General features: G+C 73.3%; 20 protein-coding genes. 9 read left to right on the top strand and 11 right to left on the bottom strand.

The window, feature by feature from the left end:
- Positions 1 to 116: 116 nt before the first annotated feature.
- Together ABZ135_RS15540 and ABZ135_RS15535 are read left to right on the top strand one after the other, a co-directional pair.
- Positions 117 to 1,019 carry a LysR family transcriptional regulator gene (locus ABZ135_RS15540; RefSeq protein ID WP_356695838.1) on the top strand — a complete coding sequence of 301 codons (903 nt, stop codon included), beginning with the start codon at positions 117 to 119 and terminating at the stop codon, positions 1,017 to 1,019.
- Between the two features lie 95 nt (positions 1,020 to 1,114).
- Positions 1,115 to 1,723, top strand: coding sequence for a DUF4232 domain-containing protein (locus ABZ135_RS15535; protein ID WP_356695836.1), 609 nt, complete (start codon positions 1,115 to 1,117; stop codon positions 1,721 to 1,723).
- Positions 1,724 to 1,787: 64 nt separating this feature from the next.
- Here ABZ135_RS15535 and ABZ135_RS15530 read toward each other — a convergent pair whose 3' ends face one another.
- The gene (locus tag ABZ135_RS15530; protein ID WP_356695834.1) at positions 1,788 to 4,655 is read right to left on the bottom strand and encodes an FAD-binding and (Fe-S)-binding domain-containing protein; all 2,868 of its coding nucleotides are present in this window, start codon (positions 4,653 to 4,655) and stop codon (positions 1,788 to 1,790) included.
- 51 nt (positions 4,656 to 4,706) lie between these two features.
- Here ABZ135_RS15530 and serC point away from each other — a divergent pair, with 51 nt between their 5' ends.
- The gene (gene serC / locus ABZ135_RS15525) at positions 4,707 to 5,825 is read left to right on the top strand and encodes a phosphoserine transaminase (RefSeq protein ID WP_356695832.1); all 1,119 of its coding nucleotides are present in this window, start codon (positions 4,707 to 4,709) and stop codon (positions 5,823 to 5,825) included.
- Positions 5,826 to 5,918: 93 nt separating this feature from the next.
- Here serC and ABZ135_RS15520 read toward each other — a convergent pair whose 3' ends face one another.
- Both ABZ135_RS15520 and ABZ135_RS15515 read right to left on the bottom strand, forming a co-directional pair.
- Positions 5,919 to 6,284, bottom strand: coding sequence for a hypothetical protein (locus ABZ135_RS15520; RefSeq protein ID WP_356695830.1), 366 nt, complete (start codon positions 6,282 to 6,284; stop codon positions 5,919 to 5,921).
- 127 nt (positions 6,285 to 6,411) lie between these two features.
- Positions 6,412 to 7,410 (bottom strand): WD40 repeat domain-containing protein, encoded by a 999-nt coding sequence (locus ABZ135_RS15515; protein ID WP_356695828.1) that lies wholly within the window; start codon positions 7,408 to 7,410, stop codon positions 6,412 to 6,414.
- A 114-nt stretch (positions 7,411 to 7,524) separates the two neighbouring features.
- On the opposite strand from ABZ135_RS15515, the gene ABZ135_RS15510 reads away from it, so the two are divergent.
- Entirely contained in the window at positions 7,525 to 8,256 is a 732-nt protein-coding gene (locus ABZ135_RS15510) for a GDSL-type esterase/lipase family protein (RefSeq protein ID WP_356695826.1), read from the top strand.
- Between the two features lies 1 nt (position 8,257).
- Here the strand turns inward: ABZ135_RS15510 and ABZ135_RS15505 are convergent, their stop codons facing one another.
- From ABZ135_RS15505 to thpR, 3 genes are all read right to left on the bottom strand, one after another.
- A complete protein-coding gene (locus ABZ135_RS15505) occupies positions 8,258 to 8,650 on the bottom strand; it encodes a RidA family protein (protein ID WP_356695824.1) in 393 nt (130 codons plus the stop codon).
- Between the two features lie 59 nt (positions 8,651 to 8,709).
- Positions 8,710 to 9,699, bottom strand: coding sequence for an aldo/keto reductase (locus ABZ135_RS15500; RefSeq protein WP_356695822.1), 990 nt, complete (start codon positions 9,697 to 9,699; stop codon positions 8,710 to 8,712).
- Positions 9,700 to 9,909: 210 nt separating this feature from the next.
- Positions 9,910 to 10,494, bottom strand: a complete 585-nt coding sequence (gene thpR, locus ABZ135_RS15495) for an RNA 2',3'-cyclic phosphodiesterase (protein ID WP_356695820.1) — start codon at positions 10,492 to 10,494, stop codon at positions 9,910 to 9,912.
- Positions 10,495 to 10,526: 32 nt separating this feature from the next.
- Between thpR and ABZ135_RS15490 the strand changes: the two genes are divergently transcribed.
- Positions 10,527 to 11,051: a GNAT family N-acetyltransferase gene (locus ABZ135_RS15490; protein WP_356695818.1), complete on the top strand. Its 525-nt coding sequence runs from the start codon at positions 10,527 to 10,529 to the stop codon at positions 11,049 to 11,051.
- A gap of 36 nt (positions 11,052 to 11,087) precedes the next feature.
- On the opposite strand, the gene ABZ135_RS15485 is transcribed toward ABZ135_RS15490, so the two are convergent.
- From ABZ135_RS15485 to ABZ135_RS15475, 3 genes are all read right to left on the bottom strand, one after another.
- A complete protein-coding gene (locus ABZ135_RS15485; protein ID WP_356695816.1) occupies positions 11,088 to 11,585 on the bottom strand; it encodes a lamin tail domain-containing protein in 498 nt (165 codons plus the stop codon).
- Positions 11,586 to 11,740: 155 nt separating this feature from the next.
- Entirely contained in the window at positions 11,741 to 13,099 is a 1,359-nt protein-coding gene (locus ABZ135_RS15480; protein ID WP_356695814.1) for an MFS transporter, read from the bottom strand.
- Between the two features lie 26 nt (positions 13,100 to 13,125).
- Positions 13,126 to 13,569: a MarR family transcriptional regulator gene (locus tag ABZ135_RS15475; protein WP_356695812.1), complete on the bottom strand. Its 444-nt coding sequence runs from the start codon at positions 13,567 to 13,569 to the stop codon at positions 13,126 to 13,128.
- Between the two features lie 131 nt (positions 13,570 to 13,700).
- Between ABZ135_RS15475 and ABZ135_RS15470 the strand changes: the two genes are divergently transcribed.
- On the top strand, positions 13,701 to 13,901 hold the full coding sequence (locus tag ABZ135_RS15470) for a ribbon-helix-helix protein, CopG family (protein WP_356695811.1): 201 nt from the start codon (positions 13,701 to 13,703) through the stop codon (positions 13,899 to 13,901).
- Here ABZ135_RS15470 and ABZ135_RS15465 read toward each other — a convergent pair.
- A complete protein-coding gene (locus ABZ135_RS15465; RefSeq protein WP_356695939.1) occupies positions 13,894 to 15,324 on the bottom strand; it encodes an NCS2 family permease in 1,431 nt (476 codons plus the stop codon). The two genes, ABZ135_RS15470 and ABZ135_RS15465, sit on opposite strands and share 8 nt — an antisense overlap.
- A 194-nt stretch (positions 15,325 to 15,518) precedes the next feature.
- On the opposite strand from ABZ135_RS15465, the gene ABZ135_RS15460 reads away from it, so the two are divergent.
- The 3 genes from ABZ135_RS15460 (at position 15,519) to ABZ135_RS15450 (ending at position 20,998) form a co-directional block, all read left to right on the top strand.
- A complete protein-coding gene (locus ABZ135_RS15460) occupies positions 15,519 to 15,791 on the top strand; it encodes a DUF2530 domain-containing protein (RefSeq protein ID WP_356695809.1) in 273 nt (90 codons plus the stop codon).
- A gap of 88 nt (positions 15,792 to 15,879) precedes the next feature.
- The gene (locus ABZ135_RS15455) at positions 15,880 to 18,381 is read left to right on the top strand and encodes an HAD-IC family P-type ATPase (protein WP_356695807.1); all 2,502 of its coding nucleotides are present in this window, start codon (positions 15,880 to 15,882) and stop codon (positions 18,379 to 18,381) included.
- 106 nt (positions 18,382 to 18,487) lie between these two features.
- Positions 18,488 to 20,998 carry a hypothetical protein gene (locus ABZ135_RS15450; RefSeq protein WP_356695805.1) on the top strand — a complete coding sequence of 837 codons (2,511 nt, stop codon included), beginning with the start codon at positions 18,488 to 18,490 and terminating at the stop codon, positions 20,996 to 20,998.
- A 99-nt stretch (positions 20,999 to 21,097) separates the two neighbouring features.
- Here the strand turns inward: ABZ135_RS15450 and ABZ135_RS15445 are convergent, their stop codons facing one another.
- Positions 21,098 to 24,310, bottom strand: a complete 3,213-nt coding sequence (locus ABZ135_RS15445) for a molecular chaperone Hsp90 (RefSeq protein ID WP_356695803.1) — start codon at positions 24,308 to 24,310, stop codon at positions 21,098 to 21,100.
- Positions 24,311 to 24,457: the final 147 nt, after the last annotated feature.

The following is a 24,457-nucleotide window of genomic DNA, read 5'->3' as shown; positions in this document are numbered from 1 at the left end:
TGCCGTCGATCATGAGTCCATTACGTTGGACCGTGCAGTCCAGAGTAATGGACTCCCCCGGTCTTTCTTCGCCACCCCTCCCCTCTCACGCTACGAGCCGCCGCGCGGCGCGTGAAATGCCGATTGCGCTGCGGTTATGCTCCGCACGCATGAGCCGTACGAGCATCGAGCTCCGCCACCTCCGCTGCTTCCTCGCCATCGCCGACGAGGGCAGCCTCACCCGGGCCGCCGTCCGCCTCCACCTCACCCAGCCCGCCGTCTCCCGCACCCTCGCCGCCCTGGAGAAGCACCTCGGCGCCCGGCTCGTCGACCGCTCCACCCACCATCTCGCCCTCACCCCCGAGGGCCGGGCCTTCCACGAGCGGGCCGCCGCCGCGGTCGCCGCCTTCGACACGGCCGTCGACCCCGACCGGCTGCACCACCGGCCCCTCCGCCTCGGCCACGCCTGGTCGGCCTTCGGCCCGTACACCACACCCCTCCTGCGCCGCTGGCGGCACGACCACCCCGAAACGCCCCTGGAACTGCTCCGCGTCGACGACCGCACGGCCGGACTGCTGCGCGGTGAGGTCGACGCGGCGCTGCTGCGGGGCCCGGTGGAGATCCCGGGCCTGGCCACCGAGGAACTGCTCACCGAGGGCCGGGTGGCCGCCCTGCCGGCCGACGGCCCGCTCGCCGCGCGGCCGTCGCTGGTCCTGGCGGACCTGTCCGCCGAGACGGCGATCCTCAACCCGGTCTCCGGCACCACCACCCTCGACCTCTGGCCGGCCGGGGCCCGCCCCCGCTCCACCCTGACCGTCGCCAACACCGACGACTGGCTCGCCGCGATCGCCGCGGGCCGCGGCATCGGCGTCTCGGCCGCCTCCACGGCCGCCCTCCACCCGCACCCCGGCGTCGTCTACCGCCCCCTCACCGACGCCCCGCCCCTCCCCGTCCTCCTCGCCTGGCGGGACACCGCCCGTCACCCGGCGACCGGGGCCCTGCTGGAGCTGGCCCGGCGGATCGCCCGCGAACCGTGGTGAATTCGGCGAACCGCCGTCACCAAGCCGTGAAGCTCGGGCGGGACCCTGGGGCTCACCACAGCACGTCCGCGCTTCGTCATCGGGGGAGCATCGCCATGAGCACCGTTCGCAGAGACACCGCCACCGGAACCGCCGTCCTCCTCGTGGCCCTGTCCGCCCTCGCCCTCACCGCCTGCGGCCCCTCCGAGGACGGCGCCGCCCCACCGGCCGCGCCCACCGCCCCGACCACGTCGCCGGTGAAGCCCGCCCCGACCACGCCGCCCGCGAAGCCGTCGACCGACCCCGACGCCGACGTCTTCCCGTGCAGCACCTTCGACGTGACCTTCAGCGCCCACCTGGCCGAGCCCACCACCAGCAGCTACCTGCTGAAGATCACCAACAAGAGCGGCAAGCCGTGCCGGGTGCTCGGCCACCCCGTCGTCACCTACGGCGAGCTCGACGGAGCGGCCACGGAACGCGGCGAGGCCCCCGCCCTCGAGGACGCCATCCGGCTCGCACCGGGCCGGTCGGCCTACGCCGGCCTCATGGGCGGCCCGCTCACCGCGCAGAGCAAGACCGTCCCGTACATCCGCATGACCCTGACCACCGATTCGGACCTGGAGCAGGCGCCGCTCAAGGCCACCACGCCCGGCCTCCACGTCACGCCGGACAAGGACTCCGTCACGCCGTGGGTCGACAACGCCGAGGACGCGCTCAGCCTCTAGGCGGCGTACGCGAGGCCCGGCGGCCGGCGGCGCAGACGCCCGCCACCGCTGACCTGACGCCCGGTCACTCGTCCAGCGCCTCCGCCAGGACCTCCGCCAAGTGCCGTGGGTGCCGGCGCGGCGCCAGGTGGGTGATCTGGGTGCGGCAGGAGTAGCCGTCGGCGAGGATGACGGCGTCCCGGTGCGCGGTCCGCAGCGCGGGCAGAAGCTGGTCCTCGGCGCAGGCGACGGACACCGCGTAGTGGCCGGGCTCGAAGCCGAAGTTGCCGGCCAGGCCGCAGCAGCCGCCCGACAGCTCACCCTCCAGGCCCGCCTGTTCGCGGAGGCGGCGGTCGGCCGTGTCGCCCAGGACGGCGTGCTGGTGGCAGTGGGTCTGCCCGGTGACCGGGCGGTCGAGGCGCGGCGGGGTCCAGTCGGGGGCGAGTTCGGCCAGGGCCTCGGCGAAGGTGCGGACGGAGGCGGCGAGGCGGGTGGCGCGCGGATCGTCCGGGAGGAGTTCGGGCAGGTCGGTGCGCAGGGTCGCCGCACAGGAGGGCTCCAGGACCACGACGGGCCGCCCGCCCCGGCCCAGGCCGCCGCCCCCGCCGCCGTCCGCGCCCGGGCCGCCCTCCATGTCACCGCCCTCGCCCACGGCCTGGTCCATCACGTCGAGCGTGCGGCGCATCACCCGCCGGGCCGTGTCGAGGCGGCCCGTCGAGACGTAGGTGAGCCCGCAGCAGACCCGGCCGGGCGGCAGGGCCACCCCGAGACCGGCGGCCTCCAGGACCCGTACCGCCGCCCGGCCCACCTCGGGCGCCAGGTGGTCGGTGAAGGTGTCCGGCCACAGGGTGAGGGCCGGCACCCGGTCCGAGGCCCGCTCGCCGAACCAGGACACGAAGGACCGCCGCGCGACCCGGGGCATCGTCCGCTCCGGGGCGACGCCCGCGAGCCGGGCCGCGTAGGGCAGGCGCAGGGCCGTGTTCAGGCCCCGCCCGAACAGGTCGAGCCAGCGCGGCAGGCCGCCCATCGTCCAGTGCGAGCGGGGCCGCTTCAGCGCCCGGAGCGGGCCCGCGTAGTAGCCCGCCAGGAACTCCGCCTTGTACGCGGCCATGTCGACGCCCACCGGGCAGTCGCTGCGGCAGCCCTTGCAGGACAGGCACAGGTCGAGCGCTTCGTGGACCTCCTCCGCACGCAGGCCGCCCGTGACGGTCTCGCCGAGCGCCATCTCGTGCAGCAGCCGCGCCCGCCCCCGGGTCGAGTGCCGCTCCTCCCCCGTCGCCCGGTACGAGGGGCACATCACCCCGGGTCCGGAACTCGGGCCGTCCACACGGCACTTGGCGACGCCGACGCAGCGGGCGGCCTGCCGTCCGAGGACGGCCACCCGCTCCGGCGCGCCCCGCCGCCCGGACTCCCGGCCCACGAGCGGCAGCCCGGTGAACCGCAGCCCGGAGTCCAGCGGTTCGGGCCGCACCAGCATGCCGGGGTTGAGCCCGCCGTCCGGGTCCCACAGGTCCTTGACCTCGCCGAACAGGGCGACGAGCTCCTCCCCGTACATCCTCGGCAGCAGCTCGGCCCGCGCCTTGCCGTCGCCGTGCTCGCCGGAGAGCGAGCCGCCGTGGGCGACGACGAGGTCGGCGACCGCCTCGGAGAACCGGCGGAAGTCCCGTACGCCCGGCTCCGTCCACAGGTCGAAGTCGATCCGCACATGGACACAGCCGTCACCGAAGTGGCCGTACGGGGTGCCCCGCAGCCCGAACTCCCGCAGCAGGGAGCGGAATTCCCGCAGATACGCGCCGAGCCGGGCCGGCGGCACCGCGCAGTCCTCCCAGCCCGGCCACGCCTCCGTGCCGTCCGGCATCCGGGTCGCCGTCCCGGCCGCGTCCTCCCGGATCCGCCACAGCGCCCGCTGCCCCGCCGGATCGCGCACCACGGCGGTGCCGACCGCGTCCGCCGCCCGCACCAGGGCCGAGGCCGCGCCCTCCCCGTCCACCTCGCAGAAGAGCCAGGCCGCGCCCCGGGGCAGCCCCTCGGCGCCCCGCACCAGGTCCGCCGCCATGCCCTCCACGGTGAGCGGCCCGTACGGCAGGAGCCCGGCCGCCGCGTCCGCCGCCGCGCTCTCGTCGGCGTACCCGAGGACCACCAGGATTCTCTCCGCGGGAAGCGGCACCAGGCGCAGTTCCGCCTCCGTCACCACGCCGAGCGTGCCCTCGCTGCCGCAGAAGGAGCGGGCGACGTCCGTGCCGCGCTCGGGCAGCAGCGCGTCGAGGGCGTAACCGGAGATCCGGCGCGGCAGCCCGGCCGGGTAGCCGGTCCGCAGCGGCGCGAGCCGGCGGCCCACCAGGTCCAGGAGCCCGGGCGGCGCGCCCCGCCCGTCCGGCCCCGGCGTCAGCCGCTCACCCCGGTACGTCACCACATCCAGCGAGCGCACGTTGTCCGCCGTGGTCCCCCAGGCGACCGAGTGCGCACCGCACGCGTTGTTGCCGATCATCCCGCCGAGGGTGCAGCGGCTGTGCGTGGACGGGTCGGGTCCGAAGGTCAGCCCGAACGGGCGGGCCGCCTCCCGCAGCCGGTCGAGGACGAGCCCCGGCTGCACGATCGCCGTCCGCGCCTCCGGATCGAGCAGGACGAGCTCGTTCATGTGCCGTGTGAAGTCGAGCACGACGCCCGTGCCGGTGGCCTGGCCGCCGATCGAGGTCCCCGCGCCGCGCGCGACGACCGGTGTCCCGTGCGCCCGGCACACCGCCAGGGCGGCGGCCACGTCGTCGGCGTCGCGCGGAGCCACCACACCGACCGGCACACGCCGGTAATTGGAGGCGTCCATGCTGGTCAGGGCGCGTGCCGTGACGGAGAGGTCGACCTCTCCCGCGACGGCGGAGCGCAGGTCGGCGGCCAGTTCCCGGGCATGATCGTCGTGTGTTCCCACAAGCCCAGGATGTCTCAGTGCTCGTCTCATCCGGCGGACATCCCGCGACCGGCCCCGCCGTGAACCGATACGCTCCGCCTCGTGGCCGATATCCAGATTCCCGCTGACATCAAGCCCGCCGACGGCCGTTTCGGCGCGGGCCCCTCCAAGGTGCGTACGGAGGCGCTGGACGCCCTGGCCGCCACGGGCACCTCCCTCCTCGGCACGTCCCACCGCCAGGCTCCGGTCAAGAACCTGGTCGGCGAGGTGCGTGCCGGCATCCGTGACCTCTTCTCGCTGCCCGAGGGCTACGAGGTGATCCTGGGCAACGGCGGATCGACCGCCTTCTGGGACATCGCGACCCACGGTCTGATCGAGAACAAGTCCCAGCACCTCACCTTCGGCGAGTTCTCCTCCAAGTTCGCGAAGGCCGCGAAGCTGGCCCCGTGGCTGGCCGAGCCGACCGTGATCTCCTCCGAGCCGGGCACGCACCCGGAGCCGGTGGCCGAGGCGGGCGTCGACGTCTACGCGTACACCCACAACGAGACCTCCACCGGTGTCGCCGCCCCGCTGAAGCGGGTCGCGGGCGCCGACGAGGGCGCGCTCGTCCTGGTCGACGCGACCTCGGGCGCCGGCGGTCTGCCGGTCGACATCGCCGAGACGGACGTCTACTACTTCGCCCCGCAGAAGTCCTTCGCCGCCGACGGCGGCCTGTGGCTGGCCGCGTTCTCGCCGGCCGCCCTGGAGCGGGCGCAGCGGATCCACGCGTCCGGCCGGCACATCCCGGAGTTCTTCAGCCTGCCGACCGCGATCGACAACTCGCTGAAGAACCAGACGTACAACACCCCGGCGCTCGCGACCCTCTTCCTGCTCAACGAGCAGCTCAAGTGGATCAACGGCCAGGGCGGTCTGGACTGGGCCGTGGCCCGGACGAAGGAGTCCTCGCAGGCGCTGTACACCTGGGCCGAGGAGTCCAAGTACGCGACGCCGTTCGTCACCGACCCGGCGAAGCGCTCGCAGGTCATCGGCACGATCGACTTCGCGGACGAGATCGACGCGGCCGCGGTCGCCAAGGTTCTGCGCGCCAACGGCATCGTGGACACCGAGCCGTACCGCAAGCTGGGCCGCAACCAGCTCCGCATCGCGATGTTCCCGGCGATCGACCCGGCGGACGTGCGGGCGCTGACGGCCTGCATCGACCACGTCATCGAGAAGCTCTGACCTTCTCGCGTACGAAGGGCCCGGCGGCGGACACGACCGACGCCGGGCCCTTCGCCGTGTCGGTGTCCGGCTGTCTCCGGCGGCTTCAGCCGGTCAGCCCGCCTGCGCCTTCACGTGGTCGATCACCGCGTTGAACTCGGCCGTCGGCGAGAACTCCACGACGTCGGTGTCCTCCAGGGCCTCCGGCGCGTGCCCGGGCCCCCAGTAGTACGCCTGCCCGGCCTCGTACATCTCCTCGCCCGTGGCCGTCCGCATCCTGATCCGGCCCTTGAGGAGATAGCCCCAGTGCGGGCACTGGCACAGGTCGCCCTCCAGGCCCTTGAGGGCCGGCGCCATGTCGGTGCCCTTCGGGAGGTGGATGAAGGCGACGGTCATGTCACCGCCGGCCTCCTGCATGCGGAAGTCCAGTCCGTCGCCCTCCATGGCGACCGGTGTCTGCCCGCGCGTGAATGCCGTCATGACTCCTCCGCACTCTCGGTCCCCGCGGTGCTCTCGGTCCCCTCCGCCCGCTCTTCGTCTCCTTCCAGTCTCGACCCGGGGGCGCGCCGGGTCGACGCGGGCGCCCGGAGGAGGCGAAAGGGCCTGGTCAGTCGCGGCGGCGCAGGAGACGCTTCCCGCCGATGACGGCGACGGTGGCCAGGCCGAGGACGAGGAAGCCGGTGGTGACGTCCCCCTCCTCGCCCGGCGTGCCCGCCGCGCCCCCGCCGGGGGACTTCGCGTCGCCGCCGGGGGTGGTGCGGCCGGGGGCCGGGGTGGCGCCCGGCCGGTCGACGCGGATCACCCGGCTCTGTCCCCCCTCCGAGCCGAACATGAGGGCCGAGCCGTCCCGCGTGTACGTGACGGATTCCGCCTGCCCCTGGAAGGGCGCGCCGACGGACGTGCCCGCGCCGGCCGGGCGGCCGTCCTTCCAGGCGTACTCCTCGGCCAGGAGGTAGCCGCGCAGGACGAGCCGGTCGCCGGACGGGGAGAAGGCGCCGTCGGTGACCCATGGCACCTCGGCGATCCGCCGGAAGACGTTGGTCCGGGAGGCGGACAGGCGCGCGGGGCCCTCGTAGAGGCCGCCGCCGGCCTTGTTCTTGCTGGCGATGTAGACCCGGCCGGTCTTCGGATGGACCATCAGGGCCTCGGCGTCGCGGGCCCCGTCGGCGTACCGCACGTCGTACTGCGTGGCCCGCACGGTCTGGTCGCGCAGCTCCTTCGGCTCGGGGAAGCGGTAGATCCAGACGTGGTCCCAGGTGCCGTCGAGGTTGTCGCCGATGTCGCCGACGTAGACGCTCCCGTCGGGGCCGACGGAGATCGCCTCCATGTCGCGGGGGGTGCCGACGCCCTTCAGGGTGAGGGTGGCGACCGTCCGCCCGGTGCGGGAGTCGACGCCGTAGATCAGCGGCGCGTCCTGGTCGTTGTGCGTCCAGTAGATCCCGGGGTGGGCCCGGCTGGCGGCGAGACCGCTGGACTCGGTGATCCGGGGGTCCTGGAGGGTGAAGTCCCGGTCGGCGTCGCCGCCTTCCACCGCCGCGGCGGGGGCGGTGGCGGCGAGGACGGCGAGGGCCGCGGCCCCGAGCACGCGCAACACAGCAGTTCGCATGCCCTCCAGCCTGCCACGGCGGCGGCACCGGCCCGCCGGGCCGCGTTCCCTGGTGGCCGGGATCACGTCACCGCCCCGCTCCGCCCCGGTCGGGCGTCGGTGATGATGTCCTCCATGCGTTTTCTGTTCGTCGGCGACAGCATGACCATCGGACGCGCCGGCGACTTCACCTGGCGCTATCGGATGTGGCGGCACCTGGAGGCGGTGCTGCCCGGCGGGTACGAGATCGTCGGCCCGCGCTCCGCGCTGTACGAGGCCGCGACGGACGCCGCGACCTCCCACGCCTACGCCGACCCGGAGTTCCCCGCCGCCGCGCGCCGCCATCTGGCCGGATGGGGCGAGGGCTGGCTGCACATGGCGCCGCTCGTCGGCGAGACGGTGGCGCGGACCCGCGCCGACGTGCTGCTGATCTCGCTCGGCCTGATCGATCTCGGCTTCTACACCAACAGCGACCAGACGGCCGGGAACGTCCGCGCCTTCCTGGCCGCCGCCCGCGCCGCCAACCCGCGCGTCCGCGCCGTGCTTCTGCCCGTCATACCGAACATACGGGCCACCTACGACGCCCCCTTCGCCGCCGAATGCGTCCGCTTCAACGAGCTGCTCGCGAAGACGGTCGCGGACCTGGACACGGCGTCCTCGCCGCTGCTCCTGGCGTCGGTCCCGGAGTCGTACGCCATCGACCACGACACCTACGACGGCACCCACCCCGGCCCGACCGGCGAGCACAAACTGGCGGCGGCCTTCGCGACCGCCCTCCACCAGGCGTGGGGGGTGGGCGGGCCGTACCGGGGCCTGCCGGCCGGCCTCCCCGCCGGCCGGCCTGCCGACAGGCCGAGCGAGGGTTGAGCTAGCCCGCGACGGCGTCGACCTCGATCTCGACCAGCCACTCGGGATCGATGAACCGCGAGACCTCCACGAAGGTGGTCACCGGCCGCACGGCGCCGAACCGTTCGCCGTGCGCCCTGGCCGCCTCCTTCCAGGTCGTGATGTCGGTGAGCATGATCCGGGTCCGTACGACGTCGTCGAGCGAGGACCCGGCGGCCTTGAGGGCCGCCTCGGCGATGTCGATGCAGCGCACGGTCTGCGCGTGGACATCGCCGACACCGGCGGTTCCGCCGCCCTCGGCGATGGGCGCGGTGCCGGCGACGGCGATGTGGGCGCCCTTGCGGACGGCCCGGGAGAAGCCGATCTCCGGTTCGAGCGGCGATCCTGAACTGACGTTCTGCCTGGCGTTGTTCATGCCGCCATGATGCCCGGAGGTCCTTCGGCGCCGAGGCCCGGGCGGGACCGGCGCCGCCGTCACCAGGCGAATGCCTCCGGCGACGGGCCCGGGCCGGGGAAGATCTCGTCCAGGGAGGCCAGGAGCTCCTCGCCGAGCGTCAGCTCCAGGGCGCGCAGGGCGCCCTTCAACTGCTCCGGCGTGCGCGGGCCGATGATCGGGCCCGTCACCCCCGGCCGGGTCAGCAGCCAGGCCAGCGCCGTCTCACCCGGGTCGAGGCCGTGCTCGTCCAGCAGGTCCTCGTACCGCTGGATCCGCTCCCGCGTCGCCGGGTCCGCGAGCACGCCCGCACTCCGGCCGCCCGCGCGGCGGCCCTCCTGCACCGACTTGCGGAGGACGCCGCCGAGCACGCCCCCGTGCAGCGGGGACCACGGGATGACCCCGAGCCCGTACTCCTCGGCCGCCGGGATCACCTCCATCTCGGCACGCCGCTCGAAGAGGTTGTAGAGGCACTGCTCGCTGACCAGGCCGACCATCCCGCGCCGCGCGGCGGCCTCGTTGGCCTGGGCGATCTTGTAGCCGGGGAAGTTGGAGGAACCGGCGTAGAGGATCTTGCCCTGCTGGATCAGCACGTCGACCGCCTGCCAGAGCTCCTCGAAGGGGGTCAGCCGGTCGATGTGATGGAACTGGTAGAGGTCGATGCGGTCCGTGCCGAGCCGCTTGAGGCTGCCCTCGACGGCACGGCGGATGTTCACGGCGGAGAGCCGGTCGTGGTTGGGCCAGACCTGCCCCTCCCCGCCCATGTTCCCGTACACCTTCGTCGCCAGGACCACCTTGTCGCGGCGCGAGGGGTCCTTCGCGAACCAGGAACCGATGATCTCCTCGGTGCGGCCCTTGCCCGCGGTCTGCCCGTAGACGTTCGCCGTGTCGAAGAGGTTGAGGCCCGCGTCGAGCGCGGCGTCCATGATGGCGTGACTGGTGGCTTCGTCCGTCTGCGGTCCGAAGTTCATCGTCCCGAGGACGAGCCGGCCGACCTTGAGTCCCGTGCGTCCGAGCTGCGTGTACTCCATGACGCCCCAGCCAACGCCTTCGAGCGCACTCGAAGCAAGGGCTGCGCCCTCGACGCAGGGGCTGTCCACGGCTCGCCGGGGAGGGCGACGGCTCGCGGGGCCTGCTGGGGGCTACTGGCCGGTCACCGACGCCACCGCGATGATCGCGAACATCAGGACGAGCACACCGGCCATGATCCGGTTACGGGTCTTCGGGTCCACCCTTCGAGGTTAACCCGCCGGTCGGGCCGCCCCGCCCAGGGGCCAGGTGGCGACCGTCTCATAGCGGGGCCGCGCCCCCGGCGCACCGCCGCCGGGCAGGTTGCTGCGGACGAGGGCGAGCTCCGCGACCTCCCACCGGGAGCCCTCGAAGGACTCCAGGGCGGTGACGAAGGGCCGCAGGTCGAGGTCGGCGGCGCGGGACCGGGCGACGGTGAGGTGGGCCCGGTAGCGGCGGTGCTCGTCCATCGGCACCCCGGCCCGGCGGGCGGCGGCGTCGGCGCGCTCGGCGAGCAGCCGCATCTCGTCCAGGCCGCCCGCCGCCCCCGTCCACAGCACCGCCCGGCCGAAGTGGCCGCCGCCGTGCAGCCGCAGCGGGAAGGGCGAGGTGCGGCCGGCGGCCCGCCCGAGCCGGGCCGTGAGGTCCGGCAGCAGGGCCTCGTCGACCTCGCCCATGAAGGCGAGGGTGAAGTGCCAGCCGGGCCGGGAGGTCCAGCGCAGCCGGTCGGCGCCGGGCAGGCGCCCGAGGAGGTCCACCTCCCGGGCGAGCTCGGTGAGCTGGGCGGGCGGCGGGAGGACGGCGGCGAAAAGCCTCATGGGACGAGTGTGGCAGGGCTAGGGTCGGCGGGATGGACACCGGGAACAGGACCCAGATCAGGATCAGGCAGGGCGCGGCGGAGGACGTCCCCGCGATGCTCGCGATATTCGACAGCGCCGTGGTGTGGCTCAACGGGCAGGGCATCACCGCGCAGTGGGGCACCGAGCCGTTCAGCGCGCGGCCCAGGACGGTGGAGCTGATCGAGCGGATCGTCGTCGAGGGCACGCCGTGGATCGCCGAGATCGACGGGGTGCCGGCGGGCACGCTCACCCTGACCCCGCACCCCGGCTCGTACGTGGCCCCGGCCGGCGAGCCGGAGCGCTATGTCCGCTTCCTCGCCACCGACGGCCGCTTCCACGGCCACGGGGTCGGCGCGGCCCTCCTCGCCCACGCCGCCGAGGAGACCCGCCGCGCGGGCGTCCCGCTGCTGCGGGTGGACTGCTTCGCGGGCAGCGAGGGACGCCTGGTGCGGTACTACGAGCGCCAGGGCTTCACCCCCACGGAGTCGTTCACGGTCGGCGACTGGCCGGGCCAGGTCCTGGAACGGCGGGTCTGACCCGCCGTTCCAGCACCTGCGCCGGGGGTCCGCCGATCAGCCGTGGAAGGTGATGTAGCCGTTCCCGTCGCGGTCGTTGCCGCTCTTGGTGTACGCGTGCACGTCGGCGTAGGCGCCGCCCGGCTTGATCAACTTGATGGTGTCGCGGTCGTTGTTCCAGATGAAGTTGCAGTTGCTGCGGTAGGCGACGTTCTTGGCATCCGACTCGGTGCCGTAGTTGCCGCGCAGCGAGACGTAGTCGCCCGGCTGGAGGTAGTGGTTGATCCGGAAGACGTACGTGTTCCCGGTCGCGTCCTTCACGGTGTAGCCCTTGAGGTTCACCGTGGCCGTCCGGGAGTAGTTCTTGATCGTCACGAACTCGGCGGCCGTGTTGCCGCCCGAGCACCGATTGGAGTCCCGGCCCGGGGCGTCGTACTGGACACCCTTGATCTTGAGGGCCGAGGAGTACTCGGTGGCCTGGGCCGGAGCGGCGGAGGCGAGGGCGGCCAGGGTGCCGACGGCGAGGGCCGCGGCTATGGCGGAGCGCTTGCGCAAGAGGAACCTCCTGTGGTTCTTGAGCACTTGAGCGGCGCTCAACATACACAGAATCTTCACGTTCGCGCGGCGGAATGGTCAGATTCGGCCAGTCGGACATACGTGCGGAGACGGGTACGAGAACGGGGCCGGGGCCCGTGAGGGCCCCCACCCCGTTACGCCGCCGTCGCCAGGCTCTCGCGGCGCTCGTGCGGGACGAAGCGGACGCTCGGGTGGCCGTGGTGCCAGCCGAGGGCCAGCTTCAGGCCGCCGACGCGGGCCAGGACCAGGCCGATCACGACCGCCGCCAGCAGCGAGACCAGGCCGCCGGTCGCGAAGCCGACGCGCGGGCCGTAGGTGTCGGTGACCCAGCCGAGCAGCGGGGCGCCGATCGGGGTGCCGCCGGCGAAGACCATCATGTAGAGGCTCATCACCCGGCCCCGCATCGCCGGGTCCGTCGCCATCTGGACCGCCGAGTTGGCGCTGACGTTGACCGTCAGGCCGATCATGCCGATCGGGACGAGCAGCAGCGCGAACAGCCAGAAGGACGGCGAGAGCGCCGCCGCGATCTCCAGGACGCCGAAGGCGCCCGCCGCGATCACCAGCATCCGCAGCCGGGTCGAGCCCCGCCGGGCGGCGAGCAGCGCGCCCGCGAGGGAGCCGGCCGCCATGAGGGTGTTCAGGAAGCCGTACGTACCGGCGCCGACGTGGAAGATCTCCTCCGAGAAGGCGGTCAGCCAGATCGGGAAGTTGAACCCGAAGGTGCCGATGAAGCCCACCAGGACGATCGGCCAGATCAGCTCCGGCCGCGCGGCCACGTAGCGCAGCCCCTCCCGGAGCTGGCCCTTGCCGCGCGGGGCGCGCTCCACCTTGTGGAGTTCGCTCGTCCGCATCAGCAGCAGGCCGGTGATCGGGGCGAGGAAGGACAGGCCGTTGAGGAGGAAGGCCCAGCCGCTGCCGACGGAGGCGATCATCAGGCCCGCGACGGCGGGGCCGACGAGCCGGGCCGACTGGAAGTTGGCCGAGTTCAGCGAGACGGCGTTGCGCAGGTGGCCGGGTCCGACCATCTCGGAGACGAAGGACTGGCGGGTCGGGTTGTCGACGACGGTGACCATGCCGAGGAGGAAGGCGACCAGGTAGACGTGCCAGACCTGGACGTGCCCGGACAGGGTCAGCACGGCGAGGGTCAGTCCGCACAGGCCGAGCGCGGCCTGGCTGGCGAGCAGGATGCGGCGCTTCGGGTAGCGGTCGGCGAGGACACCGCCGTACAGCCCGAACAGCAGCATCGGCAGGAACTGGAGCGCCGTCGTGACGCCGACGGCGGCGGCGGAGCCGGTGAGGCTCAGGACCAGCCAGTCCTGGGTGATCCGGGCCATCCACGTACCGGTGTTGGAGACGATCGCTCCGGTGAAGAACAGCCGGTAGTTCCGGATCGCGAGCGAGGAGAAGGTTCCCTGGCTCCGGGGGGTGCGCGGGTGCGCGTAGGTATCGGGTTTGTGGACGGGTGCGGAGTCTGCTCCGGGTCCCGTACTCAAAGTGCGTCGCCTCCTTGGCTCCGGGTCTACAGGTGGGCGAGCTTCTCCAGGACGGGGGCGGCCGCGCGCAGCTTGGCCCATTCGTCCTCGTCCAGGCCCTCGGCGAGGGTGGCCAGCCACGCGTTCCGCTTGCGGCGGGACTCCTCGAGCATGGCCTCGGCCCGCTCGGTCTGGCTGACCACCTTCTGCCGGCGGTCGTCGGGATGCGGCTCCAGCTTGACCAGGCCCTTGGCCTCGAGCAGCGCGACGATGCGGGTCATCGACGGCGGCTGTACGTGCTCCTTGCGGGCCAGCTCCCCGGGGGTGGCGCGGCCGCAGAGCGACAGGGTGCCCAGCACCGACATCTCGGTGGGGCTCAGCGATTCGTCGACGCGCTGGTGCTTCAGGCGCCGGCTCAGCCGCATGACGGCGCTGCGGAGGGCGTTCACGGCCGCGGCGTCGTCGGCGGTGCCGTGGGACAGGTCAGGCATGTTCCTTAGCGTAACTCATTACTCTAACTAAAGACCAATCGAAAACCTCTGGCCGACATTTGTCACCCATACGAGTGAGACCGATCCGAAAAGTGACGCACTCGGGCGGCTCATGGCGCGAACCTGACGGCATGGAATCGACCGTGCTCAGCCTGCGTATCGACGGAGAGCTGCTCGAACGGCTCCGCGGACACGCCGCCAGAAGAGGAATGAGCGTCCAGGACTATGTCGTCCGGACGCTCATTCGGGAGGATTTCGACGAGCGGTTCCAGACCGCCGTCGAGGAGACGGAGAAGTTCTACGGGGCGGCCGCGCGCCCCGCGGTCACGTGAGGCCGAGGGCCGGCATCGCGTAGTAGAAGACGAAGACCGCCGACACCACGTACATGGCCACGGGCACCTCGCGCCCCCGGCCGGCGGCGAGCCGCAGCACGCTGAAGGCGATGAAGCCGATGCCGATGCCGTTGGTGATCGAGTACGTGAACGGCATCATCAGCATCGCCAGGAAGGCCGGCACGGCGATGGTGAAGTCGCTCCAGTCGATCTCCTTGATCGACCCGGCCAGGATCAGGAAGCCGACCGCCAGCAGGGCGGGGGTCGCCGCCTGCGAGGGCACCATCGTGGCCAGCGGCGTGAGGAACAGCGCGACCGAGAACAGACCACCGGTCACCACCGAGGCCAGACCCGTGCGGGCGCCCTCGCCGACACCGGCCGTGGACTCCACGAAGCAGGTGGTGGCGGAGGACGAGGTGGCGCCGCCGGAGGCGACGGCGAGGCCGTCGACCAGCAGGACCTTGTTGATGCCCGGGAAGTTGCCGTCCGCGTCCGTCAGCTTCGCCTCGTCGCCGACCCCGAGGATCGTGCCCATGGCGTCGAAGAAGCAGGACAGCAGCACGGTGAAGACGAACAGGACACCGGTCAGGACGCCGACCTTCTCGAAGCCGCCGAACAGGCTGACCTGGCCGACCAGACCGAAGTCGGGCGAGGCGACCGGGTTGCCGGGCCACTCGGGGGTCGTCAGACCCCAGGAGGGGACGGTGGCCACCGCGTTGACGACCATGGCCACGATCGTCATGACGACGATCGAGATCAGGATCGCGCCCGGCACCTTGCGGACGATCAGCGCGAGGGTGAGCAGGGTGCCCAGGATGAAGACGAGCACCGGCCAGCCGGTGAGGTGACCGTCGCCGCCGAGCTGCAGCGGGACGGTGGTGTGGGCGGCGTCGGGGATACGGGAGACGAAGCCCGAGTCCACCAGGCCGATCAGCATGATGAACAGGCCGATGCCGATCGCGATGCCCTTGCGCAGACCGACCGGCACGGCGTTCATCACGCGCTCGCGCAGGCCCGTCGCGACGAGCAGCATCACGACCAGACCGGCGAGCACGACCATGCCCATCGCGTCCGGCCAGGACATCCGGGGCGCGAGCTGGAGCGCGACGACCGTGTTGACGCCGAGACCGGCGGCGAGGGCGATCGGCACATTGCCGATGACGCCCATGAGCAGGGTCGAGAAGGCGGCGGTCAGGACGGTCGCGGTGACGAGCTGGCCGCCGTCGAGCTGGTGCCCGTACATGTCCTTGGCGCTGCCGAGGATGATCGGGTTCAGCACGATGATGTAGGCCATCGCGAAGAAGGTGGCGAAGCCGCCGCGGACCTCGCGGGCGACGGTGGAGCCGCGCTCGGAGATCTTGAAGAAGCGGTCGAGGGCGGAGTGCGGACCCTGCGGGGTCGGGGGCTCCGGGGGCGTGGGCATGGCCTTGGCGGCGGCCGTGGTGCTCATGGAGGGGGTTCCTCTGCGGAGGTTTGAAAGACGTCCATTTGGCGGTTCATACGAGGGGAACCCGCCAGAGGCAAACCGTTTCAGTATGAACACATGAACGAGCGGGCGTCCATCTCCGCGCGTAGACCGTGCGGGGGATCGAAAACCGGCCGCCTAGACTGACCCGCATGGCGAAGTGGACACCGAAGCACGAGGCACCCGAGCCCCTGGAGGGGCCCGTCGTCGCCACCATCACGGGCGGCACGATCCTCTGGTTCGTCCTGTTCCTCGTCCAGGTCCCCTTCTACGGCTGGTTCGACGACCGCGACCTGACCTGGTGGGTGTGGACCTGCCTGGCCGGCGCGGGCCTCGGGCTCATCGGCATCTGGTACGTACGGAAGCGGGACGCGGCGCTCAAGCGCCACGCGGCCGAGCGCGAGGCGGGGCACCCCGCCCCGTAGTACCTGGGGACCATTCGTGTCCTCCCCCGGTCCGATCTTCGGCCCTCTCGGCGGGTGAGCGGCCCCGTCCCGCCGTAACGTCGGGAACATGAGTCAGCGGGCGAAGATCGACACCGACGGCGGCGAGGCGGCGGGCGGGACCAGGGCCGGCACCGGTGCGGGCACCGGGACCGGGGCGGGGGCCGGGACCGGGACCGGGGCCGGGACCGGCACCCGGGCCGGGGAGCCGGAGGCGCCCCCCGTCGTGCACCGGATCGCCGGACTGACCTCCGCCGAGGTCGCCGAGCGGGTCGCGCGCGGCGAGGTCAACGACGTACCCGTCCGCAGCTCCCGCTCCACCGCCGACATCATCCGCGGCAACGTCTTCACCCGCTTCAACGCGATCATCGGCGTGCTGTGGGTGATCATGCTCTTCGTCGCGCCGATCCAGGACAGCCTCTTCGGCTTCGTGATCATCGCCAACACCGGCATCGGCATCATCCAGGAACTGCGCGCCAAGAAGACCCTCGACGGGCTCGCGGTCATCGGCGAGGCACGGCCCACCGTCCGCCGGGACGGCGTCTCCGGCGAGATCTCCACCTCCGAGATCGTCCTCGGGGACCTCATCGAGCTCGGCCCCGGCGACAAGGTGGCCGTCGACGGCGAGGTCGCCGAGGCCGACAGCCTGGAGGTCGACGAGTCGCTGCTCACCGGCGAGGCCGACCCCGTCGTCAAGCAGCCCGGCGACCGGATGATGTCGGGCTCGTTCGTGGTCGCGGGCGGCGGCGCCTTCACCGCCACCAAGGTCGGGCGCGAGGCATACGCCGCCCAGCTCGCCGAGGAGGCGTCCCGCTTCACCCTCGTCCACTCCGAGCTGCGCTCCGGCATCTCCACGATCCTCAAATACGTGACCTGGATGATGGTCCCCACCGCCATCGGCCTCGTCATCAGCCAGCTCGTCGTCAAGGACAACGACTTCAAGAACTCCGTCGCCCGCACCGTCGGCGGCATCGTCCCCATGATCCCCGAGGGCCTGGTCCTCCTCACCTCCGTCGCCTTCGCGATCGGCGTGATCCGCCTCGGCCGCAAACAGTGCCTCGTGCAGGAGCTCCCCGCCATCGAGGGCCTCGCCCGCGTCGACGTCGTCTGCCTCGACAAGACCGGAACCCTCACCGAGGGCGGCATGGACGTCACCGAGCTGCGCCTGCTGAACGGCGCCGACGAGGCGTACGTACGGAAGGTGCTCGGCGCGCTCGGCGAGTCCGACCCGCGCCCCAACGCCTCCCTCCAGGCCGTCATCGACGCCTACCCCGACGCGGTCGACTGGCGCTGCACCGAGGCGCTGCCCTTCTCCTCCGCCCGCAAGTACAGCGGCGCCGCCTTCAGCGAGGGCGACGGCGAGACCTCCACCTGGCTGCTCGGCGCGCCCGACGTGCTGCTCCCGCCCACCGACCCCTCCCTCGCCGAGGTCGACCGGCTCAACGAGCAGGGACTGCGGGTGCTGCTCCTGGCCCGCACCACCCGCGAGCTCGACTCCCCCGACGTCGCCGCCGACGCCCGCGCCACGGCCCTGGTCGTCCTCGAACAGCGGCTGCGGCCCGACGCCGCCGACACCCTCGCCTACTTCGCCGACCAGGACGTCGCCGCCAAGGTGATCTCCGGCGACAACGCGGTCTCCGTCGGCGCCGTCGCCGGAAAGCTCGGCCTGCCCGGCGCCGAGACCACCATCGACGCGCGCGGGCTGCCCGCCGAGCGGGAGGAGATGGCGCGGGCCCTCGACGAACACGCGGTCTTCGGCCGGGTCACCCCGCAGCAGAAGCGCGACATGGTCGCCGCGCTCCAGTCCCACGGGCACACCGTCGCCATGACCGGTGACGGCGTCAACGACGTGCTCGCGCTCAAAGACGCCGACATCGGCGTCTCCATGGGCTCCGGCTCGGAGGCCACCCGCGCGGTCGCCCAGATCGTGCTCCTGAACAACTCCTTCGCGACGCTGCCGTCGGTGGTGGCGGAGGGCCGGCGGGTCATCGGCAACATCACCCGCGTGGCCACCCTCTTCCTGACGAAGACGGTCTACTCCGTCCTCCTCGCCATCCTGGTGGTCTGCTCCCAGGTCGAGTACCCCTTCCTGCCCCGGCACCTCACCCTGCTGTCCACCCTCACCATCGGCGTCCCCGCCTTCTTCCTGGCCCTCGCCCCCAACAAGGAACGCGCCAAGCCCCACTTCGTACGGCGGGTGATGCGGTACGCGATCCCGGCCGGCGTCATCGCCGCGGCGGCCACCTTCAGCACCTACCTCCTGGCCCGCCACCACTACACGGGCCCCGGCGCCCTCGACGCCGAGACCAGCGCCGCCACCCTCACCCTCTTCCTCGTCTCCATGTGGGTCCTCGCGATCATCGCCCGCCCCTACACCTGGTGGCGCGTCACCCTGGTCGCCACCATGGCCGGCGCCTTCCTCCTCGTCCTCGTCGTCCCCTGGCTCCAGGACTTCTTCGCCCTGAAGCTCGTCGGCGTCACGATGCCGTGGGCCTCGGTCGCGATCGCGGCGACGGCCGCGGCGGTCCTGGAGCTCACCTGGCGGTGGGTGGGACGGAGGTTCCCGGCCTGACGTTTTCCCGTCCCCGTACAACCTTTCGCCTGTTCGTACGTCTGCATGTGCGATACCAGCGACAAGTGGGGGGCGCGGAATGCGTCGGACAAGACGATGGGCCCGGGTGACGGGAGTGGTGTGCGGGGCGGCCGTGGCGGCCGCGACGCTCACGGCACCGGCCGGCGCGGACGAGAACGGTCCCGCGACGGGTGCGGGGCCCTCGTGGGCCACCGGCACGGCACCGGGCAGCAAGACAGTGCTCAGCACCGGCGAGACGGCGGAGCTGGACCGGACCGGACTGCGCGTGACGGGCCGCGAGGGAGCACCCTCCGGCTCCTACGCCTTCACCACGATCGACGGCAGCACCGCGGTGACACCGACCGGACGCAAGACTCCGCAGGCCACGACCGTCCTCGGCGGCGCGGACACCGCGCAGCAGCCCCTCGCGGCCACCGCCGGCCTCCAGCGGGTCAAGATCGACCTGGTCAACGCCTATCACTGGGGCGGCCTGATCCACGTCTGGGACCGCCGCACCTGGCAGTACATCGACGTACGCGAGGAGCAGTGGGACGACTTCGGCACCGTGGACCTGCCGGCCGGCGACTACCTCGTCATCGGCCAGTGGAGCAACTGGCAGCAGCCGAGTCACATGCTGGCGAAGACCTTCACCGTCGGCGCGGCCCCGATGACCGTCACGCTCGACGCCAGGACGTCGAAGCCGACGCGGGTCGCCGTCGACGACGCCCCGGACGCGGTGCGCCAGTCGTCGTCTGTCTGGTACACGCTGCCGGACAGCACCGGCCCGCTCCAGGACATCGTCGGCTTCGCCGGCGGCTGGGGCGAGCAGGTCTACGTCAGCCCGCTGTCCTTCCCCGGCCTCACCCTGACCCTGCACGACGTGCTGGGCCGCAAGGGCTCCACGCTCAACCGCCCCAGCCCGTACCGCTACGACGTCGTGCACCGCTTCCGCGACGGCATACCGGCCGACCCGGTGGCCCATGTGCGGACCACCGGCCTGACCAGGACCCGGACGACGGTCGCCTCGCCGGGCGCGGGCATCACCGCGCGCCTCTCCGTCCACCCGCAGACCGGCGGGTGGACCGGGACCTCTGCCTCGGGCACGATCCCCACCGGCGGCACGTTCGCGCACTACCTCACGCCCGGTCTCGGCTACAGCCGCATGCTGGAGCAGGACGGCCAGAGCACCACCCTCCCCGACCTCCAGACGGGCAGCACGGCCGGCGAGCTGCCTGCCGAGAGCTTCGGCCAGGCGCCGTTCACGGTCGCCGGAGGACGCTATCCCGCCTCCTCCTGGAGCCGGAACACCTTCCGACTGCGCGAACACGGGCCCGTCAACCGCACCGGCGGCGTCTACGGCACGGACTACGGCGCCCGGCACACCTTCGAGGTGACGGCCGAGGGCCAGTCGCTTGGCAACTCCCCGGTCCTGGACTGGACCGACAGCTACCAGCTCCCGGTGAACCAGTACGCCGCCTACGGCATCCGGCACACGGTCACCCGGGGCGGCGCCGGCAGCCGGCTCTCCCCGCGCGTCATCACCGACTGGCTCATCTCGAGCAGCAGCCTCAGCCCGGACGGCCCCACCGGACTCCCGGTCGTCGACGTCGACGTGCAGGTCCCGTCGCTCGACGTGCGCAACCACGTCGCCGCAGGACCGGTCGCCGTCCACGCCTCCGTCGCGAATCGGACCGGCTCCAACACCGCCACCCTGACCTCCGTCGAATACTCCTTCGACGACGGCGCGACCTGGCGGACCGCCCCGCTCTCCGGCGACGGCGGCCCCTCCGGGACGGCCACCGTCGACGTACCCGCCGAGGCCGCCTTCGTCTCGCTGCGGATCGCGGGCGGTGACCGCAGCGGCGGCAAGGTCACCCAGACCGTCACCCGCGCCTTCGCCGGACCGGCCCCCGCGACCGCCCTGCGCGGCGGTGCCCTCGCGGTCAGCGGAGTCACCGTCAACAACGGCGCGTCGCTCGTCGCGCCGCAGACCGGCAGCGCGACGTTCCCGGCCCGGTTCGTCGTCAACAGCGCGTCCGGCGTCGAGTCCGCCGTCGTCACCCTCCACCACGGCAGCTACGACCGGCCCGACGGCCTGCTGTCCGCGCCGGCCACCTGCACCCGGCGTTCCACTACCACGTATTACGACTGCACGGCCCAGTTCACCGTCAGCGGCCCGGAGCTGGGCCTCAACAAGCTGGTCGGAACCTGGTCGGCGGGCGTCCTCGTCCAGGGCACCGACCGCGCGGCCCAGTACCAGGGCCCGGCCCCGGCCGGCGGCATCCTGATCCGGCGCGCCTCCGCCCTGTCCCTGACCTCGGTCACCCCGCAGCCGGTCACCCGCGGCGGCACCCTCACCGTCAACGGCCGGCTGACCGGCGCCGCCTGGGAGTACGGCGCGCAGAACGGCCTCGCCGGCCAGAAGGTGGAGTTGCAGTTCAAGAAGGCCGGCACCGGCACCGCCTGGTCGGTCGTCGCGACCGGCCTGACGGGCTCCACCGGCGCCGTCACCATCAAGCGCGCCGCCTGGAACGACGGCTCCTGGCGGCTGGTCTACGGCGGCAGCGCCACCTCGACCTGGGCGCCCTCGCCCGCGGACTACGTCGACGTGCGCTGACCCCCGCCACGACGACGGCACACCGCCGACCGGGCCCGGCCGCGCACGCGGCCGGGCCCCCGTCGTTCCGGCCCCCGGCGACGGGAGCCCGTCGACGACCTAGTCGAACCACCTGTCCCGGGCCAGCTCCGCCGTCCGCGACGGGTCCTCCAGGAGGGCCGCCACCTCGAAGCGGCGGGGCCACTGGCCCGCGGCCCAGGCCAGGCCGGCGGCGACGCCCTCCAGGGTGGCGGCGTGGATGACGCCGTCGGGGGTGCGGCGCCAGTCCAGGTCCGTGCCGGCGGCGCGGAGTTCCTCGTGCTCGATGTACGTGGCGGGGGTGGCCGGCCCGAGGAGGGCGTGGACCGCCGTCGGCACCTCGTGCTCCTCGCCGACCGTCGTGACCTCCGCCTCCACCGCCTCGCTCAGCCGCCGGACCTGGAACAGCTCGGCCAGGTCGGCCGCGCGGGACGGGGCGACCGGGAGGAGCGGCAGGCCCGTCGCGAGGGGCAGCAGGTCGGGGGCGTCGGCGACCAGCGCCTCGGCCGCGTCGACCACCACGAGCTCGCCGTCCACGACCGCGCGCAGCTCGTCCGGCAGGGTGACCTGCTCCGGGTCCAGGTCGGCCAGGGCCGTGTACAGGGCGTGCAGTTGGGCGCCGGACACCTCGCGGGACGGGTCGGCGAGCCGGGACAGGAGCTCGGCCGCGCCGCCCGGTTCGTCCAGGAGCGCCGCCACGGAGGTCCGTACGCCCAGCACCCGCAGCACCTGCTCGTCCTCGAAGCCGGTCGCGTCGGCCGAGTCGTACAGGCCGATGAGCAGCGGGTCCGTGCCCGCCGCCCGCAGGCCCGCCGGGCGGCGGCCGTCCAGGACGGGGTGGTCGCGCAGCCACCAGGCGGTGTACGGGCGCACGGTCTCCGTGGTGCCGTCCGGCAGCAGCACCCGCACCGGCTGCGTCAGCGCGTCCCGCAGCGGCGGCCGCGCGAGCAGGGCCAGCGCCCGCGGCCAGGCGTCGTCGTCGACCAGGTCCAGGTCCCGTACGGCCACGATCTCCGTCGCCACCGGCGGCACCGGCGCCTCCGGCAGCCGGTCCAGGACGTCCTCGCACCACACGTCGACGGCGTCGAGCAGCCCCGCGTCGTCCGGCTCCGCGAAGTCGCCCTCGCGCGGCTCCAGTTCGTCCGGGTCGAGCACCAGGTCGGCGGCCCGCACCAACTGGAAGTTCGCCAGCACCCCGCAGGCGGCGAGCGGCTGTTCGCCCCAGCGCTCGGCCAGCTCGGCGTCCACGAGCGCGAGTTCACCCTCCCGCATCACGGACGCGAACGGCGAGCCGGGCAGCACCAGTTCCCCGGCCGGGGCGAGCTCGCCGTCCTCGTCGGGCAGCGCGAGCGCGCCCAGCCACGGCTCGTCCCCGGGCTCGAGGTCCGCGTCCCGGACCAGGGTGAGCACGGTCTCCGCGAGCTCGTCCGCGTCCAGGGTGTCGGCGTCCTCGTCCCAGATCTCGCCCGCGTCGAGCGAGGCCGCGACCGCCGCCCGCACCTGCGGAGTCGTGAGCACCGCCCGCGGCGTCGCCGGTACGGCCCCGAGCTTCTCCAGGATCGGGTGCGCCGCGTCCGGGTGGGCCACCTTCAGACCGAGCCGGGCCAGGTCGACGGGCGTGTGGTCCTGCGGGAGGAGGACCTGACGGGGGCCGATGGTGGTGCGGACCCGGGCCGCGGGCGGAATCTCCTCGTCCTCCCCGGCGGCCGGCGCCGGCGCCTCGGGGGCCGTGTCCGCCGCGCCCATCAGCGGCACCGGCAGGCCCGTCAGCCGGTCCGGGTCGACGCCCGCGAGCGAGTCGTAGAGCCGCCACCACCACCCGGGCGAGCGGTGCACGCCCGCCAGCCGGTCGATCGCCTCCGTCAGCGGCAGCCGGCCCACGCCCAGCGTCCGCAGCTCCGTCCGCCGCTCCAGACCGGCCGGCAGCAGCGTCGGGAACACCTCGGCGAGCACCGCGACCGTGTCGGCGCCCGCGCCCTCCACCACCTCCGCCTCGATCGGGCGCAGCGCGGGCAGCTCCTCCGACGCGGCGGCCGGGGCCAGGAACGCCACGCGCGGCAGCCGCTCCAGTACGGCGGCGCGCAGCGCCCCGTCGAGGGCGCCCTTGCCGAGCGGCCCGGGCACCAGGTCCAGGGTGCCGGTGGTCACCGGCTGCCAGTCGGCGAGCAGCTCGGCATACGCCTCGCCCGCCCGCTCCACCAGGAAGTCCGTCAGCGGGCCCGGCGCCGGGTGGCGGCGGGCCGTGTCCAGCGGGAAGGAGGCGATGAGCAGGGCGGGGATGCCGAGGGGCTCGTCGGTGGGGGTCGGGGCGTGGACGACGGGCGTGGTGTGCGGGTAGCGCGGCGCGCCGTCCGCGTCGACCGGTACGGCCCAGGTCACCGACCAGTGCGGGCGGAGCCGTTCCTCGACGGGGCGGTCCTTCAGCAGGGCCGCGTCCAGGGGGCCGCCGTGGCTGACGGTCCGCCAGCGGCGGGTGAGGGTGCCGGAGTCGGTGGTGTCGGTGAGGTGGACGTAGCCGTCGTCCTCGGTGCGGGTGAGGGTGCGCACCCGGCCGTCGGCCGTCTCGACGACGACCTCGGTCAGTCCGGGGAGGGTGAGCAGCAGGGCGTCGTCGACGGCGGCGAGGAGCCGCTCGGCGAGGTCGACGGCGGCCGAGTCGCGCAGCGGGAGGACGACGACGGTGTCGTAGCCGTCGGGCGCGCTGCCCTCGGCGGGCAGCGGGAGCCGCAGGAGGGGCACGTGGCCGTCGCGGCGGCGCAGTTCGTCGCCCAGGCCGGGGCTGTGCCGGGCGGTCTCGGCGGCCAGCTCGCGGGCCTCGGCGAGGGACCAGCGGACGCCGCCGTGGCGGCCGAGGACGGCCGGCTCGTCGGTGACGGCGAGCACGGCGGCGAAGCCGACGCCGAAGCGGCCGACGGCGCCGGAGTCGCGCTCCGACCGCTTGGCGGAGGCGCGGAGGGTCGAGAGCGACTCGACGCCGGTCGCGTCCAGCGGGGCGCCGGTGTTGGCGGCGGCGAGGGCGGCGGGGCCGTCGGCGTCGGCCGGGTGCAGGGTGAGGCGGAGCCGGCCGGTGACACCGGCGCGGCGGGCGGCGTCGGCGGCGTTCTGGGCCAGCTCGACGACGAGGCGGTCGCGGTAGCCGCCGAGGGCGAGGTCCTCCTCGGCGTTGGCGTCCTCGCGGAAGCGGGCCGGGGCGGCGCCCCACGCGTCGAGCACGCCTCTGCGGAGTCGTGCGGTACCGAAGGGGTCGGCTCCGTCGGTCGACGTCCTGACGCTGACGCTCACGTCTGACTCCACTCTGCGGTACGGGGATGTGGCCGGTGCCCGAAGGTACCGCGCCCCGCCCCGCCGAAACGCCCACCCTCACCCCCACGTGGGCCTTCCCCCTACGAGCGCGCCCTCCCGCCCCCTCCGTCGCGGGCCTTGGCCCCGCCGGGGCGGCAC

This window comes from Streptomyces sp. NPDC006339 (assembly GCF_040612775.1).
Lineage (GTDB): Bacteria > Actinomycetota > Actinomycetes > Streptomycetales > Streptomycetaceae > Streptomyces.
The sequence above is the reverse complement of the archived record's forward strand: the minus strand, read 5'-3'. Positions and strand labels throughout refer to the sequence as shown.